The 15129-nt window shown below is 67.8% G+C and carries 16 protein-coding genes; 12 read left to right on the top strand and 4 right to left on the bottom strand.

The window, feature by feature from the left end:
• The first annotated feature begins 59 nt into the window (after nucleotides 1-59).
• The 8 genes from NS365_RS02810 to NS365_RS02775 all read left to right on the top strand — a co-directional run bounded on the left by NS365_RS02810 (nucleotide 60) and on the right by NS365_RS02775 (nucleotide 7937).
• Nucleotides 60-1814 (top strand): GspE/PulE family protein, encoded by a 1755-nt coding sequence (locus tag NS365_RS02810; RefSeq protein WP_058598758.1) that lies wholly within the window; start codon nucleotides 60-62, stop codon nucleotides 1812-1814.
• On the top strand, nucleotides 1811-3025 hold the full coding sequence (locus NS365_RS02805; RefSeq protein ID WP_244498337.1) for a type II secretion system F family protein: 1215 nt from the start codon (nucleotides 1811-1813) through the stop codon (nucleotides 3023-3025). Before NS365_RS02810 ends, NS365_RS02805 begins: the two co-directional genes overlap by 4 nt.
• Nucleotides 3022-3474: a GspH/FimT family pseudopilin gene (locus NS365_RS02800; protein WP_058598757.1), complete on the top strand. Its 453-nt coding sequence runs from the start codon at nucleotides 3022-3024 to the stop codon at nucleotides 3472-3474. Before NS365_RS02805 ends, NS365_RS02800 begins: the two co-directional genes overlap by 4 nt.
• Entirely contained in the window at nucleotides 3471-3896 is a 426-nt protein-coding gene (locus NS365_RS02795) for a PulJ/GspJ family protein (RefSeq protein ID WP_058598756.1), read from the top strand. The genes NS365_RS02800 and NS365_RS02795 overlap by 4 nt, the downstream gene beginning before the upstream one ends.
• On the top strand, nucleotides 3886-4548 hold the full coding sequence (locus NS365_RS02790) for a hypothetical protein (RefSeq protein ID WP_058598755.1): 663 nt from the start codon (nucleotides 3886-3888) through the stop codon (nucleotides 4546-4548). Before NS365_RS02795 ends, NS365_RS02790 begins: the two co-directional genes overlap by 11 nt.
• A gap of 120 nt (nucleotides 4549-4668) precedes the next feature.
• The gene (locus tag NS365_RS02785) at nucleotides 4669-5442 is read left to right on the top strand and encodes a secretin N-terminal domain-containing protein (protein WP_193753367.1); all 774 of its coding nucleotides are present in this window, start codon (nucleotides 4669-4671) and stop codon (nucleotides 5440-5442) included.
• Nucleotides 5443-6810 carry a type II secretion system protein GspD gene (locus NS365_RS02780; RefSeq protein ID WP_058598753.1) on the top strand — a complete coding sequence of 456 codons (1368 nt, stop codon included), beginning with the start codon at nucleotides 5443-5445 and terminating at the stop codon, nucleotides 6808-6810.
• A gap of 14 nt (nucleotides 6811-6824) precedes the next feature.
• Nucleotides 6825-7937, top strand: a complete 1113-nt coding sequence (locus tag NS365_RS02775) for a type II secretion system protein GspK (RefSeq protein ID WP_153003626.1) — start codon at nucleotides 6825-6827, stop codon at nucleotides 7935-7937.
• Here NS365_RS02775 and NS365_RS02770 read toward each other — a convergent pair.
• From NS365_RS02770 to NS365_RS02755, 4 genes are all read right to left on the bottom strand, one after another.
• Nucleotides 7927-8388: a prepilin peptidase gene (locus tag NS365_RS02770; protein ID WP_058598751.1), complete on the bottom strand. Its 462-nt coding sequence runs from the start codon at nucleotides 8386-8388 to the stop codon at nucleotides 7927-7929. The genes NS365_RS02775 and NS365_RS02770 overlap by 11 nt on opposite strands.
• Nucleotides 8389-8478: 90 nt before the next feature.
• The gene (locus tag NS365_RS02765) at nucleotides 8479-8880 is read right to left on the bottom strand and encodes a type II toxin-antitoxin system VapC family toxin (RefSeq protein ID WP_058598750.1); all 402 of its coding nucleotides are present in this window, start codon (nucleotides 8878-8880) and stop codon (nucleotides 8479-8481) included.
• A complete protein-coding gene (locus tag NS365_RS02760) occupies nucleotides 8877-9110 on the bottom strand; it encodes a type II toxin-antitoxin system Phd/YefM family antitoxin (protein WP_058598749.1) in 234 nt (77 codons plus the stop codon). The genes NS365_RS02765 and NS365_RS02760 overlap by 4 nt, the downstream gene beginning before the upstream one ends.
• A gap of 68 nt (nucleotides 9111-9178) precedes the next feature.
• Complete coding sequence (locus NS365_RS02755) at nucleotides 9179-10207, bottom strand: LacI family DNA-binding transcriptional regulator (protein ID WP_058598748.1); 1029 nt, start codon at nucleotides 10205-10207, stop codon at nucleotides 9179-9181.
• 198 nt (nucleotides 10208-10405) lie between these two features.
• Between NS365_RS02755 and NS365_RS02750 the strand changes: the two genes are divergently transcribed.
• The 4 genes from NS365_RS02750 (at nucleotide 10406) to NS365_RS02735 (ending at nucleotide 15093) form a co-directional block, all read left to right on the top strand.
• Nucleotides 10406-11308, top strand: a complete 903-nt coding sequence (locus tag NS365_RS02750) for a carbohydrate ABC transporter permease (protein WP_244498336.1) — start codon at nucleotides 10406-10408, stop codon at nucleotides 11306-11308.
• A gap of 10 nt (nucleotides 11309-11318) precedes the next feature.
• The gene (locus NS365_RS02745; RefSeq protein WP_058598746.1) at nucleotides 11319-12191 is read left to right on the top strand and encodes a carbohydrate ABC transporter permease; all 873 of its coding nucleotides are present in this window, start codon (nucleotides 11319-11321) and stop codon (nucleotides 12189-12191) included.
• 50 nt (nucleotides 12192-12241) lie between these two features.
• The gene (locus NS365_RS02740; RefSeq protein WP_058598745.1) at nucleotides 12242-13558 is read left to right on the top strand and encodes an ABC transporter substrate-binding protein; all 1317 of its coding nucleotides are present in this window, start codon (nucleotides 12242-12244) and stop codon (nucleotides 13556-13558) included.
• A 185-nt stretch (nucleotides 13559-13743) separates the two neighbouring features.
• Nucleotides 13744-15093 (top strand): alpha-glucosidase/alpha-galactosidase, encoded by a 1350-nt coding sequence (locus NS365_RS02735; RefSeq protein WP_058598744.1) that lies wholly within the window; start codon nucleotides 13744-13746, stop codon nucleotides 15091-15093.
• The last annotated feature ends 36 nt before the right edge of the window (nucleotides 15094-15129 follow it).

Raw genomic sequence — 15129 nt, 5'->3', positions numbered from 1 at the left:
CCCGCCCCGCTCCCTTTCGAGCGGGCCGGTCTTTGCCGGCGGCACGGGACGGAACGGCCATGCTGGTTTGGGGATCGAAGAAAAGGCCCGGCTCGCCCGCGCCCGACAAGCGCAAGGCCGGCCGCGCGGCCGATGCCTTGAGCGCGCTCGGCTTTCTGGAGCACCTTCAGGGCACGGGCCGGCTTGAACCCATCAGCGCGGACCGCGCGCGCGCCGCCCTCGCCACGCAGACCTCGCTCCCCATCGTGCTCACCGAACTCGGCCTTCTATCCGAAGCCGATCTGATCGAGGCGCTCTCCGCCTATACCGGCCTGCCCGCCGTGGACGCCGACGACCTGCCCGCCGAGCCCGTTCTGCCCGAGCAGCTGCCGGGCGACTACTGCCGCCGCGCGCGGGTTCTGGCCGTGAAAGGCGGCCCGCCCGTTTGCCTCGCGCTGGTCGATCCATTTCAGGCCGACCTCACCGGCGCGCTCGCCTATGGCTTGGGCGGTGCGGATTTCCGGCTGATCGGCCCGAGCCAGTTCGAAGCGGCGCTGCGTCGTCTCTTCGGCGAGGACGGGGCCGAGGCGCTGGACGACGGGGCGGAAGGCGGTCTCGGCAGCGACACGGAGCGCCTGGAGGACGCCGCGCGCCAGGCACCCATCATCCGCCTTGCGCAGTCTCTACTGCGCACGGCCTTCGAGCTGGGCGCGTCCGACATTCATATCGAGCCGGGCGAGACCGATCTCACTGCGCGCTTCCGGGTGGACGGTGTTCTGGTGCGCCCCGAAACCCTGCCGAAAAGCGTTCATGCCGGCCTTTCGACGCGTATCAAGATCCTCGCCGAACTCAACATCGCCGAGCGCCGCCTGCCGCAGGACGGGCGCATGAAGGTGGTGGATCGCGGGCGCGAGGTGGACGTTCGCGTGTCGGTTCTCCCCACGGCCCATGGCGAAGGACTGGTGCTGCGTCTTCTCGGCCAGTCCCGCAAGGAGGGCGGCACGGACGCGCTCGGCTTCTCGCCGGCCTTGAGCGCGCGCATCCGCGCTATGGCCGACCGGCCGAACGGCATCTTCCTGATCACCGGCCCGACCGGCTCGGGCAAGACCACGACGCTCTACACGCTGCTTCAGGGGCTCAACACGACCGCCACCAAGATCGTGACGGTGGAAGACCCCGTGGAATATCGCATGTCGGGCATCACGCAGGTTCAGACCCATGCGGCCATCGGGCTGGATTTCGCCGCCGCGCTGCGCTCCATTCTGCGCCAGGACCCCGACATCGTGATGGTCGGCGAAATCCGCGACGGCGAAACCGCGCGCATCGCCGTGCAGGCCGCGCTGACCGGGCATCTGGTGCTCTCCACGCTGCACACCAACTCCGCCGCCGCCGCCGTCACGCGTCTCGTGGATATGGGCGTCGAGCCCTATCTTCTAGCCGCCGTGTTGAACGGCGTCGTCGCCCAGCGTCTGCTTCGGCTTCTCTGCACGGATTGCCGCCAAATAGGCCCGGCAAGCCTCGCCGAGCGCGTCGTTCTGGAGCGCGCGCGCCCGGCCTTGAAAGGCGCAGGCCCGATCGCGCTCGCCCATCCCGTCGGCTGCCCCGCCTGCAACGGCACGGGCTATCGCGGGCGAACCGTGGTGGCCGAAGGGCTGGAGATCGATCGCGCCGTGTCGGCCATGATCGCGGCCGAGCGTCCCGAACGCGAAATCGAGACGGCTGCCTGCGAGCGCGGCATGCAGACGCTTCTGGACAATGGCATCGACAAGGCGCTGGCGCTGGAAACGAGCCTGGAAGAAGTGCTGCGACATCTGGGCGGCGGGGACGCGCTGTGACCTGGTTCCGCTTCGAGGCGCTGGACGAGCGCGGGATGAAGCGCAGTGGCCGCGTCGAGGCCGATAGCCGCGCGCGGGCCACCGCCTTGGCCGGTGCGGGCGGCCTACGCGTTCTCAAAGTCGAGCCCGTCGCCCAGAAGGACAGCATCTGGCAGCGCGATCTCTTCGGCACCGGCGGCGTGAAGCGCGGCGAGCTTCTGGCCTTCGTCAAGGATCTGGCGACGTTGCTCGGCGCGGAGCTGACGGTGGACCGCGCGCTGCGCCTCGCCATCCGCCAATCGCCCAAAGCCCTGCGCCCGACGCTGGACAAGGTGCTCGCCGACGTTCTGTCCGGCATCTCGCTGTCGCGCGTCTTTGCCCGCCATCCCAAGATCTTCCCGCGCGAGGTCGTGGAGGTGACGGCGGCGGGCGAGCTGACCGGCACGCTGGGCAAGGTGCTGGCCGATCTCGCCGTATCGCTGACCCGCGCCGAGGATATCCGGCGGACCGTGGTTTCGGCGCTGATCTACCCTTCGCTGCTCTTCGTGATGGCGCTCGGCATCGTCGGCCTTGTGGTCGGGGTGCTCGTGCCCTCGCTGGAGCCCTTGTTCGATCAGCCCGGCGTCGAGACGCCCGGCGTCATCGCGCTGACGCGCAATCTGGAAGCGCTCGTGACCGAACATGGGCTGGCGCTGGCGCTGGGGCTCGGCGGGGCTCTGGCCGGCCTCGTCGCGCTGTGGCGTCGGCCGGGCTTTGCGGACTGGCGCGAGGGCGCGCTCCTGCGCGCGCCGCTGATCGGCCCCGTCCTCATCGGCATCGAGGCGGGGCGTCTGTGCCGCACGCTCGGCACGCTTCTGGGGGCCGAAGTGGGCCTGCCGGCGGCCATTGCCGCAACGCGCCCGGTGGCGCGCCGACTCGTCTTCCGCCGCGCGCTGGAGGACGCCGCACGGCGCATCCCGGAGGGCGCGCGCCTCGCCGCCGCCCTCTCGAAGCTTGAGCCCGTCTCCCCTCTGACGCTCCAGATGATCGCGGTCGGCGAAGAGGTGAACCGCGTGCCCGACATGCTGATCCGCGCCGCGGAACTGCACGAGGAAGCCGTCGAAACCCGCATCGGCCGGCTCTTCGCCGTGATGACGCCCGTCATCACCGGGTGTCTCGGCCTGTTCGTCGGCGGCCTGATCCTGTCGATCATGAGCGCGATCTTTTCCGTCAACGATCTCGCGATCCGATGAACGCGCGCGGCAGCGATGCGGGCTTCACGCTGGTCGAGATGCTGGTGGTGCTCGCCATCATGGCGCTTGTCGCCGCCGGCTCGTCCTACGCTTTGGCCGGCAACCGCCCGGCGCGCATGGTGGCGGCGACGGAGGATCGGCTGGTGGCCGATCTCCAGAGCACGCGGCTCGACGCCATGCGCTCGGGCCGGATGCGCAGCCTAGCCTTCGATGGCGCGGCGCGGCTCTGGCGGCGCGAGGGCGCTCAGCCTTTTCCGCTGCCGGACGGGATCACGCTGCAACTCACCACCGCGCGCGAGGCCGGGCGCGCCGGCACGGGCGAGGCGACCATCGCCTTCCTGCCGGACGGACGCTCGACGGGGGGCAAGGTCGAGATCGCCGGGGCGGGCCTGCGGCGCATGGTGGAGGTGAACTGGCTGACGGGCGCTGTGCAAAGGGCCGCGCGGTGAGCGACGCGCCTTCGCAGACAAAGGACGAAACCGCCGGAGACGCCGGCTTCGCACTGGCGGAAGCGCTGGTCGCCTTCGCGATCCTGTCGCTGATCACGCTTGCGATGATGCGCGCCTTTTCCGGCACGACCCTCGCCTGGGGCGCCAGTGCGGCGCACGAGGCGCAGCTCGACATCGCCGCTCGGCTGATGGAGGAAGCCCGTGCCGCCGACCCCGCAACGCCCGGTCGACGCGAGGGCACGGAAGGACGCTGGGTCTGGTGGACGGAGCTTACGCCCGTCCGGAGCGCCGGCCTGCCCCCGCCGCCCGGTGCGCCGCGGCTGTTCCGCTTCTCGGTCGGCGTCGGGCCGAAGGGCGAGCGCCACGCTCCACCTTCCCTCCTCTCGACCCTGATCCTCACGCGAGATGGCGATGGCCGCTGACGAGGGCATGGAGCGCGGCGACGCCGGCACGAGTGTGGTCGAGCTTCTGGTCGGGCTCGCGCTCCTGTCGCTGATCGCCCTCTTCATCGGGCAGGGTGTCGGGACGATCACGCGCATGGCCCCGCTCGCCACGCGTATCGACCGGAGCGCGGAACTGACGGCCGTACGTGAGCATCTTCGGCGCACGCTCAGCGAAACGGTGGCCGATCTCAGGCTCGTCGGCGGCGCGCCTTTTCGCGGCCAAGCCGAGACGCTGGCGTTCCTGGCGCCCGCCGATCCGCTTCTGGAAGTGGGCGGGCTGAACGAGATCACACTGGCGCTGGAGCCCGGCGCGCAGGGCGGGCTGGATCTCGTGGAGCGCCGAGCCATCGCCTCGGGAGACTTGTCGCGCGCGGCCAGCCGCACGGTCCTGATCCCCGATGTCGCCTCTCTCCGCTTCGCCTATGGCGAGCCGGGCCCGGATGGGGTCCCGCTCTGGCGCGCGGCGTGGCAGCGGGACGGCGCGCCGCCGGCTTTGGTGCGCATCGACATCGGGCTGAAAGCCGGCGATCGCCGCAGCGTCCCGACGCTCGTCGTTCGCCCGATGGCGACGGCGCTGCCGCCGGACAAGCGCGCCAATCGTCAGCCGCTCGACGCCGCACCGCGCCCGTGACGCAGCGGCAGGACCCCGACAGGTTCGATCCATTTTGAATGGTTAATGGTCGGCTAACCTATCGCTTAGCGCGTCCGCCGGCTTCTCCAAGGGCCGGTCGGCGCTCCTGGAATGATCGACATGGCACTATGGGCGCGGATCGGAACTGGGGGACGGGGCAGCACTCTGCGGCGTTCCGGCCTGACGCTTCTCGCCCTGACGCAGCTCCTCTCCGCATGCACCACCGCCACCGCGCCCGGCACGCGCACCACCGAGGTGCGCAGTGGGCTGGAGGCAACGCGCTCGCTCGGCAAGCCGCGCGCCAGCCGGCGCGAAGGCATTTTCGGCTCGTCCTTCCGCCGCGCGCCCTCCGAGGTGGTTCTCTCGGGCGGCACGGCAGGCGGCCCGGCCTCGCCGCGCCTTTATACCCAGTCCGGCGACAAGGTGACGTTGAACCTCGTGGACGTGCCGATCCGCACGGCCGCCAATGCCATCTTCGTGGAAATCCTGGGCGGGACCTTCGCCATGGGCGACAATGTGTCGGGCACGGTGACGCTGCAAACCGCGCGGCCCGTTTCGAAACAGGCGCTTGTGGATAGTTTCCAGTCCGTGCTCGCCGCCAAGGGCCTCGCGATCGCCAAGCAGGGCGACACCTATTCCATCACGTCGGACACCGACGCCATTCACACCGGCAGCGTCGGCATGTCCCGGCCGGGCGATCTTCAGGTCGGCACGGGCGCGCGCATCGTGCCGCTCAAATTCGTCTCCGCGCTCGAAATGGAGCGCATCCTGAAGCCCATTTCGCCCAATGGCGTGATGCGCGCGGATGCGACCCGCAACATTCTGATCCTGAACGGCACCAACGACCAGATCCGCTCCATGCAGGACGCGATCGAACTGTTCGACGTGGACTGAATGCGCAATCAATCCGCCGCGATCTTCCCGCTGTCCGGCGGCGGCGATCCGAACGCCATCGCCAAGCAACTCGACGCCGTCTACGGCGGCGCGGAAGGACCGGCCCAGGGCACCGTTCGCTTCGTGCCGAGCCGCGAGTTGAACTCGATCCTGGTGATCGCGGCCAACCGGCGGCTTCTCGACCGGGCGCGCGATTACGTCGCCAAGTTCGACTACGTGGCCTCGGCCAACGGCCAGCAGACCTTCGTCTACAAGGTCGAGAACCGACCGGCCAAGGAACTCGCGACCATCGTTCAAGGCATGTTGTCGGGCATCGAGTCCTCCGGCGTCGCCAGCGGCATGACGGCGCTGCGCTCCAGCGTCGGGCTTCGCGATTCCGACACCGGCAGCGACGGGGCGGCGGCCGGCGCCATCAGCGGAATCGCGGCAGCCGACACGCCCGCCTTCGGCGCGGCCAAGATGGCGGTGGTGGCCGACGAGCCCAACAACGCGCTGATCGTGGTGGCCACCAAGGCGCAATACGACCGGCTCCTGCCGATCCTGACCTCGTCCGACCGCATGGCCAATCAGGTGCTGATCGAAGCCGTGATCGCGGAAGTGACGCTGAACGATCAGCTGAAATTCGGCCTGCGCTGGTTCTTCGAGCATGGGGGCGGCGGCAAGGTGAAGCTGTCGGACGCCGCCAGCGGCGCGGTCGCGGCCATCGCGCCGGGCTTCTCCTACATGCTGGCTCAGGCGAATTTCCAGGTCGTGATCAACGCGCTCGCCGCCGTCACGAACGTCAAGGTCATATCCTCGCCGACGCTGACCGTTCTCGACAACCGCACCGCGCGCCTTCAGATCGGCGATCAGGTGCCGATCGTCACGCAGACGGCGACGGCGACCTCCGCTTCCATCGACGCGCCGATCGTCAACCGCGTCGAGATGAAGGACACGGGCGTGATCCTGTCGGTGACGCCGCGCATCAATTCCAACGGCCATGTCCTCCTCAATATCGAGCAGGAGGTGAGCGATGTCGTGCGCACGACCTCCTCGGGCATCGACTCGCCCACGATCCGCCAGCGCAAGGTCTCGACCACGGTGGCGGTGGACGATGGGCAGAGCATCGCGCTCGGCGGCCTCGTGCAGGACTCGCGCGAAAAGGGCGACGACAAGGTGCCCGTGCTCGGCGACGTGCCGGTGATCGGCGCGGCCTTCCGCAACCGAAGCGACGTGAAGAAGCGCACTGAACTCGTGATCTTCATCCGCCCCCGCGTCATGCGCAATGGCAGCGAGGCCGAGGCTGTGACCCGCGAGTTCCGCGACAATCTCGCCCGGCTCGGGCTGGACGAAGGCCGCCCCAGCACGGTCCAGCGCATCACGCGCTAGAGGCGGCCGTGATCTTGCGGCGTTCCCCACGCTCCCCCGATACGCCGGGTCGCTCGGTGGCGGGGCGCTCGAGGTTTGTCGGTCTCCTCATGGCCTGCCTTTCGCCGCGGCCCGGAACCCGGACGGACGACGCCGAGGCCAGTGATGGTGAAGCCGGATTCGTTCTTCTGTCGGTGCTTCTCGCCGCGCTCCTGTTCGTCGCGGTTGCGGCGAGCTTCGCCTTGCGCGCCCGCATCCTGACCCTGCAAACCGGGAATCTCAGCGAAATGGCGCGCGCACAGGCCGAGATCGATGGCGTCGCGCTCTATGCGGCCGATGCCTTGCGCCCGCCCAAGGTGGCAGCGCCAAGCGAGGCCGATCTCGTCGCTGCCGCGCTCTCGGGCGGGAAGGTGCAAGCCGCGCCCCTCCCCCCGCTGCCGCTGCCCGTCGATGGCATTCCCCTCATCTGCCATCGTCCGCAGGGCGGCACGCTTACCGTGCGGGCGGTGGATCAGGGCGCGCTGATCGATCTCAACGGCGCGTCCGTGCCCATGCTGCGCGAGTTTCTTCAGGCCGCCGGACTGGATAGCGAAACGGCCCGCCGGCTGGCCGACGAGATCGGCGACTTTCGCGACCCCGACGACGCGCCGCAGGAGAACGGGATCGGCGAGCGCGCGCAATATCGACAGGCGGGCCTCGCCTGGGGGCCGGCCAACCGGCCTTTCGTGGATGTGGAGGAGATCGCGCGCCTTCCCTCCGCAATGCCGGCCTTGGTCGCGCGCCTGCGCCCCCTCTTCACCGTCGCCAATCCGCGCGCCGGGCTGGATCTGTCGCAGACACCGGGCGCAACCGCCGGGCTGCTGACGGCGGACGTGCTGAAACAGCCGGCGCTCGCGCGCTGGCAGTTGGCAAGCCCGCGCACCGACTTCATGGTGGAGGCGGCGCTGCAACGCGCCGATGGCAGCGTGGCGGCCGCGCGCCACGCCTTCCTGCGCTTCGAAGGGCCGGATGGCGGCGCGTTGCGGATCGTCAGATGGCTGCGCCCGCCCTATGAGGTCGGCGCGCCGGGGCGGGCTGAGCCATCGGACGATGCCTTCTGCGCCGGGCTGGCAACGGCCCTTCCGGCCGCGGTCGCCGTCAAGCGATAAGCCGGTCGATCAGAAGCACGAGGCCGAGCGCTCCGGCGAGATGCGGGCCGAAGCGAAGGCGCATTCCGCCAGAGACCTGATGTCCCACGAGCTTCAGCACCGCCACCATGCCCAGCGCCGAAAGGCAGGCGAGAAGGAGCACGAGCGGCAGGGCGCCGAGCCCCGTCCAGAGCGTCGCGGCCGCCAGAAACTTGACGTCACCCAGCCCCAGCCCGACGCGCCCGCGCCAAAGCCGGTAGGCGGCGCGCAGAAGGAGAAGAACGAGGCCCACCACAAGGGCGTCGATCAGCCGTTCGGTGGCCAGGCTCGTTCCGATCTCCAGCGCGGCGAAGAGGCCGAGCGCGGAGATCGCGGCGTTGCAGGCGTTCGGAATGCGGCCCGTACGCGCGTCCACCCAGGCGACGGTGCCGAGCAGCGGCACAAGAAGCAGCCAGAACCAACCATCCGCCACGTGTCATCCCCCGATCCCCGCTTCGAAGGCGATGCGGCGCGACTGGCTTCTGGCCGCTCGCGCGCACCGATGCAAGGCGATCAGCGCGCTTCACCAGACGCGGCCGGGCCAGCGCGGCTCGCGTGCCAAGGCGTCGAAGACCGTGTCGGCCGATACGAGCGCCAAACCGGATTGAAGCGCGCTCGCGCCGATCAGCCGATCGAACGGATCGCGATGATCCCACGCGAGGGTGGAGGCGAGGAGCGAGGCCTCGGCCGAGAGCGCCAGAAGCTGCGCGCCCTGCTCGCCGGCCAGATCGATCAGCCGGGGCAAGAAGGGGGCCATCTCCGGCCATTTCCCGAGGCGCACCTTCTGGCCGATCTCGTAAAGGCTGATCGCGCTGACGAAGACGGCCTCAGCCTCCGTCAGGGCCTGCGTGGCCGTATCGCTCAAGCGCGCGTCGCCCGTCAACGACCAGGCCCAGGCGTGGGTGTCCAGGAGGACCGATCTCATGCCTCCCCTTCCCAGAGCGCCAGTTCCTCCGGCGTCATGGGTTCGAAGAAATCCGGCCCCGAGCCCGCCACCTGCCCGCGAAGCAAGCCGATCGTGAAGGGGCGCTGCGGGATCGGCACGATGCGCGCCACCGGCCGCCGCCCACGCGCGATCACCACGTCCTCGCCGTTCAGCGCGGCTTCGATCAGCTTGGACAAATGGGTCTTGGCCGCATGAACGGTCACTTGCATGGCGCGCTCCTTAGTTAACTTAGCTAAGTATAGCGAGGACGCCGTGTGATTTCCATGGCGGACGCGCGTCAGCGCACGGGTCGGGTAGAGCCGCGGATCACGAATTCCGGCTCCAGCCTGACGCGCGGCTCGTCCAGCGCGCGGCGGTTGAGACGGGCGAAGAGCATCTCGGTCGCAATCATGCCCTGGCGCACGCCGTCCGTGCGGATCGTGGTGAGCGAGGGCGTCAGCCAGCGCGCGAAGGGCAGATCGTCGAAGCCGACGATGGACAGATCGCCGGGCACATCGCGGTTCAGCTCGCGCGCGGCGCTGAGCAGGCCGATGGCGATCGTGTCGTTGCCCGCAAAGATCGCGGTGAGGTCGGGGCGGCGGCGCAAGAGCGCCAGCCCGGCCAGATAGCCGCTCTCGGGGCTGAACGCGCCATCCTCGATCGCGTCCTCCTCCAGTGTCAGCCCGTGCTTTCGCAAGCCGGCATCCAGCGCCCGCAGCCGCGCGTCGGCCGCCACGAAGCCGCGCGGGGCGAAGGTGATGGCGCCGATGCGGCGGTGGCCGAGGCCCACCACGTGATCCACCGCCTCGCTCAACACGCCGCGCGTCCCGAAGGTCACGGAGACTTCGGCGGGGTGGCGCACCGAGCCGATGAGGACGAGAGGAAAATCGGTTTCGATCAGCGCGATCAAGGCTTCGTCGCCAGCGCGGGGATTGACCACGATCAGCCCGTCGATGCGCCGCGACTCCACGAGATTGTCATAGGTTCCGCCTCGGCCGCCGCTTTCCAGCCCTTCCACCAGAACATGGAAGCCGAGTTCGCGATTGGCCTTCTCGATCCCGTAGAGAACGCGAGTGACGAACTGGTCCACCAGAAGGATCGACGGATCGGAAACGACGAGGCCGATCGTCTCGCTCTGGCCGCTGACCAGCATCCGCGCCGCCGAATTGGGCTTGTAGCCAAGCTCGGCCGCCGCCCTCAAGACGCGCTCGCGCGTCTCGGCGGCGATGGTGACGCTGTCCGAGCGGTTCAGCACGAGCGAAACGGTGGCGCGCGAGACCCCGGCACGGCGAGCGACATCATGGCTGGTCAGGCGTTTCGAAGCCATGCGGCGCTCCCTTTCGGCGATGCGGGGTGGTGTGACGGGAGCGCGCCAAGCAGCTTTCCCCCGCCCGAGTTATAGAGGGTCTTCAAGCGGCTTGACAAGGAAACCGCAGCGCAGCTATCCATTGCTAACACGTGTTAGCGTTGATGTATCGTTGAGCTAACACGTGTGACAGTCAGGCTGTGCTGGGAGGCGAGCGTGGTGGACGCGTTGGGAGGCATGTCGCGGGCGCGGCGTCGACGCAAGGAAACCCTGACGGGCGTCCTGTTCGTCGCTCCCGCCTTTCTGGGCTTTCTTCTGTTCTATCTCCTGCCGACCATCCGCGCCGTTCAGATCAGCCTGACCGACTGGAACATGATGCGGGCGCCGAAATTCATCGGCCTCGGCAATTACGCCAAGCTTATGAGCGACGCGAATTTCTGGCATTCGGCGGGCGTCACGCTGGCCTATGTCCTCACCAACATCCCGATCCAGACCGCGCTCGGGCTGCTTCTGGCCGTCCTGTCGGATCGTCTGGCGCGCGCCGTCTGGCTGCGCGCCGTGATCATCGCGCCCTATCTCATCTCCAATGTCGTCGCCGCGCTGATCTGGCTCCTGATGCTGGACCCGATCCTCGGCCTCGTGAACGCTTTCCTGGATGTGGTCGGCATCGGACGGCAGGGCTTTCTCGCCTCGCCCGATCAGGCGATGGTCTCGATCGCGGGCATCTCGACCTGGCGGCACACGGGCCTCACCGCGCTTCTCTTCTATGCCGGGCTTCAGGCGATCCCGCGCCATCTCTACGAAGCGGCCAAGCTCGAAGGGGCGGGCGAGTGGACCATGTTCCGGCGCATCACCCTGCCGCTGCTGCGGCCCGTGCTCGCCTTCGTTTTGGTGACGAGCCTCATCGGATCGTTTCAGGTCTTCGACGTGGTGGCCGTCACCACGGCGGGCGGCCCGTCCAATTCGACCCGCGTCCTCCTCTGGTACATCTACGAGAACGCCTTCCGCTTCAACAGGATGGGCTACGCCTCGGCGATCTCGGTCGTGCTCTTCGCGGTGCTGATCCTCGTCACGCTTCTTCAGATGCGCGTTCTGCGCGCCGACCGCTCGGATCTGGACTGAGGGGGCGGTCATGAGGAAGCTCACACCCCAGGCCGCGCTCGGCTATTTCGTTCTCGCGCTCTTCGTCTTCATCTCTCTGCTGCCGCTCTGGATGGCGCTGAAACTGGCGCTGACCAACCCGGCCGATGTCTATACCAGCGCCGACAGTCTCCTGCCGGGCCGGTTCACCTTCGGCAACTTCCTGCGCGTGATGGGCCTGCCCTCGGATATCGAGTTGGCCGCCTTCCGCGCCTCGCCGATCGACTTCACGCTCGCGCTGCGCAACAGCCTGATCTACACGGCGCTCACCGTGTCGGGGCAGATCTTCTTTTCGGCCATGGCGGGCTATGCCTTCGCGCGGATGAGGTTTCCCGGCCGCGACGCGCTGTTCTTCGCCTTTCTGGCCGCGACCATGATCCCGAGCATGGTGCTCTTCATCCCGAATTTCATTCTGGTGAAGCAGCTCGGCCTATTGAATACATTCGCCGGGCTCGCAGCGCCGACCATCCTGATGACGCCCTTCGCGGTCTTCTTCCTGCGCCAGTTCTTCCTGTCGGCGCCCAAGGAACTGGACGAGGCGGCGCGGCTGGAAGGGGCCTCGCAGTTCCAGATCTTCTGGCGCATCGCCCTGCCGATCCAGAAAGGGCCGATCGCGACGCTCGCGATCCTGCTCTCGGTCAATTCCTGGAACGAGTTCTTCTGGCCCTTTCTGGTCGGGCGCGATCCCAGCGTTCGCGTCATGGCCGTCGCCCTGTCGGATTTCATGAGCCAGACGGGCCAGGGCAACCCGGATTGGAGCGGGCTAATGGCCGCCATCGCGCTCTCGATCCTGCCGATCATCGCGCTTCTCGTCGTCTTCGGACGCCAGATCGTGGAGTCGCTCCAGACGAGCGGCATGAAGTAACCGCGCCGCTCGAGGCGCGGAACACGCAGTCAAAAGGGGAGGATACACGCATGAACCGCTTCTGGACCGGCGCACTCGCCGCCGCCACCGCGCTGACCCTGATCGGCGCGCCCAACGCACGTGCCGCCGACGTCACCCTGACCTACGCCATGTGGGACGCCAACCAAGCCCCGATCTACGGAAAATGCGCCGCGAAGTTCGAGGCAGCCCATCCCGGCATCAAGATCAATATTCAGCAGGACAGCTGGAACAATTACTGGACGACGCTCTCCACCGGCTTCGTGTCGGGCACCGCGCCGGATGTCTTCGTCAACCATGTCAGCCGCTTTCCCGAGTTCCTGTCGAACGGCGTCATGATGGACCTGACCGATCGCATCGCGGCCGACAAGCTGGACATGAAGGCCTATATGGCCGGCCTCGCCGAGACCTGGAACAAGGACGGCCAGCAATGGGGCCTGCCCAAGGACTGGGACACGATCGCCCTCGTCTACAACAAAAAGATGGTGGCCGATGCCGGCCTGAAGCCCGAAGACCTCCAGAATCTCGACTGGAACCCCAAGGACGGTGGCTCGCTCCAGAAGGTCATCGCGCATCTGGCGATCGATCAGGCCGGCAAGCGTGGCGACGAGGCGGGCTTCGACAAGTCCAAGGTCGCGACCTATGGCTGGGCCACGACCACAGCGGACGGCTACGGCCAGAACCAGTGGAGCTTCCTCGCCGCCTCCGACGGCTTCCGGCCGATCGACCAGTCCTGGGGCACCCATTACAATTATGACAGCCCGGCGCTCGCCCAGACGCTCACCTGGTTGCGCGATCTCGCCTTGCAGAAGGGCGTCAGCCTCAGCCAGGAGCAGACCGGCAAACTGAACGCCACCGCCATCTTCGCCGCCAACAAGGCCGCGATCGTGCCCGATGGTTCCTGGAACATCGCCGCCTATCGCGACGCCAAGGGCACCGATGTCGGCTTCGCGCCTCTGCCCAGGGGGCCGGACGGGCGCAAGTCCATGTTCAATGGCTTGGCCGACAGCATCTATGCCGGCACCAAGCACCCGGACGAAGCCTGGGAATGGGTGAAATATCTCGGCGGCTCGGAATGCCAGACGATCGTGGGCGAGGCCGGCGTCGTCTTCCCCGCGCGCCCCGAAGGCACCAAGGCGGCCGAGGCCGCGCATAAGGCCAAGGGGCTCGACGTCTCGGCCTTCGTGGAGGTCGCAACGCCCCAGACGACCTTCCCCTTCCCGATCTCCGAACACGGCTCGGAAATCTTCGCCATTCTGACGGCGGCGGTCGAGAACGTGCTGCTTGGCCGCGGCGATCCGGCGACCGTCCTGAAGGACGCCAATGCGCAGGTGAACGGCCTGTTCTGACGGACAGAGCCGGGGCGCTGCCCCAGCGCCTGTTGCCTTCCGGCCCGGCGACAAAGCGGGCCGGCTGATCTCCCGTTTTGGGCCGGCGCTCCCACCGGCTCGGAGCCGGGCGGGACACGCTCCCGCGCCCGCTCGGCTCCCTTCTCCTTTCCTCCTCCGCGACCCAAGAATTTCAAGGACACGCCATGCGACGCCCCAAGATCACGTTCATCGGAGCCGGCTCCACGGTCTTCATGAAGAACATCATCGGCGATGTCTTGCACCGCCCGGCCTTCAAGGACGCGATCATCGCGCTGATGGACGTGAACGCCGAACGCCTGGCCGAGAGCGAGATCGTCGCGGGCAAGCTGGTGAGGGCGCTCGGCGCGAGCGCCACGATCGAAACCCATAGCGACCGCCGCCAGTCGCTGGAGAAGGCCGACTTCGTGGTTGTCGCCTTCCAGATCGGCGGCTACGAGCCCTGCACGGTCACCGACTTCGAAATCCCCAAACAGTTCGGTCTGCGCCAGACCATCGCCGACACGCTGGGCGTCGGCGGTATCATGCGGGGCCTTCGCACCGTGCCCCATCTCTGGGCCATCTGCACCGATATGATGGAGGTCTGCCCCGAGGCGATCCTTCTGCAATATGTCAACCCGATGGCGATCAACACCTGGGCGATCGCGGAGAAATTCCCCGCCATCCGGCAGGTCGGGCTTTGCCATTCCGTGCAGCACACGGCGGCCGAGCTGGCGCGCGATCTCGACATTCCCGTCTCCGAGCTGCGCTATCGCGCCGCCGGCATCAACCACATGGCCTTCTATCTGAAGTTCGAGCGCAAGCTGCCGGACGGCTCGTTCCGCGATCTCTATCCCGATCTTCTGGAGGGCTACCGCGCGGGCCGAATCCCGAAGCCCTCCAGCTGGAACGCGCGCTGCCCGAACAAGGTGCGCTACGACATGTTCACGCGGCTGGGTTATTTCGTCACCGAAAGCTCCGAGCATTTCGCCGAGTACACGCCCTGGTTCATCAAGGAAGGGCGCGAGGACCTGATCCGGAAATACGAGATTCCGCTGGACGAATACCCCAAGCGCTGCGTCGAGCAGATCGCCCGCTGGAAGGGCGAGTCGGCCGCTCTCACCGGCTCCGACACGATCGAGGTGAAGGAGAGCCATGAATATGCCTCCTCCATCATGAACTCGGTCTGGACCGGCGAGCCCTCGGTCATCTACGGAAACTTGCGCAACAATGGCTGCATCACCTCGCTGCCTGACAATTGCGCCGCCGAAGTGCCCTGCCTCGTGGACGCCAACGGTATTCAGCCGACCTATATCGGCGAATTGCCGGTGCAGCTCACCGCCCTCATGCGCACCAATATCAACGTGCAGGAGCTGACGGTGAAGGCGCTGATGACGGAGAACCGTCAGCACATCTACCACGCGGCCATGATGGACCCGCACACCGGCGCAGAACTCGACCTCGATCAGATCTGGAGCCTCGTGGACAAGCTGACATCGGCCCATGGCGAGTGGCTGCCCGAATGGGCGCGCGCCTGACACCAGCGGTATGAGCGACCCGGCGGCCTCGCAGCG

This window comes from Aureimonas ureilytica (assembly GCF_001475935.1).
In the GTDB taxonomy this organism is placed as follows: domain Bacteria; phylum Pseudomonadota; class Alphaproteobacteria; order Rhizobiales; family Rhizobiaceae; genus Aureimonas; species Aureimonas ureilytica_A.
This window is presented reverse-complemented; position numbering and strand designations above follow the sequence as displayed.

Coding starts and splice junctions, on each gene's coding strand:
- NS365_RS02755 (WP_058598748.1), bottom strand. CDS start 10,207: ATGGCTTCGAAACGCCTGACCAGCCATGATGTCGCTCGCCGTGCCGGG.
- NS365_RS02735 (WP_058598744.1), top strand. CDS start 13,744: ATGCGACGCCCCAAGATCACGTTCATCGGAGCCGGCTCCACGGTCTTC.
- NS365_RS02745 (WP_058598746.1), top strand. CDS start 11,319: ATGAGGAAGCTCACACCCCAGGCCGCGCTCGGCTATTTCGTTCTCGCG.
- NS365_RS02780 (WP_058598753.1), top strand. CDS start 5,443: ATGCGCAATCAATCCGCCGCGATCTTCCCGCTGTCCGGCGGCGGCGAT.
- NS365_RS02810 (WP_058598758.1), top strand. CDS start 60: ATGCTGGTTTGGGGATCGAAGAAAAGGCCCGGCTCGCCCGCGCCCGAC.
- NS365_RS02800 (WP_058598757.1), top strand. CDS start 3,022: ATGAACGCGCGCGGCAGCGATGCGGGCTTCACGCTGGTCGAGATGCTG.
- NS365_RS02785 (WP_193753367.1), top strand. CDS start 4,669: ATGGCACTATGGGCGCGGATCGGAACTGGGGGACGGGGCAGCACTCTG.
- NS365_RS02765 (WP_058598750.1), bottom strand. CDS start 8,880: ATGAGATCGGTCCTCCTGGACACCCACGCCTGGGCCTGGTCGTTGACG.
- NS365_RS02760 (WP_058598749.1), bottom strand. CDS start 9,110: ATGCAAGTGACCGTTCATGCGGCCAAGACCCATTTGTCCAAGCTGATC.
- NS365_RS02740 (WP_058598745.1), top strand. CDS start 12,242: ATGAACCGCTTCTGGACCGGCGCACTCGCCGCCGCCACCGCGCTGACC.
- NS365_RS02790 (WP_058598755.1), top strand. CDS start 3,886: ATGGCCGCTGACGAGGGCATGGAGCGCGGCGACGCCGGCACGAGTGTG.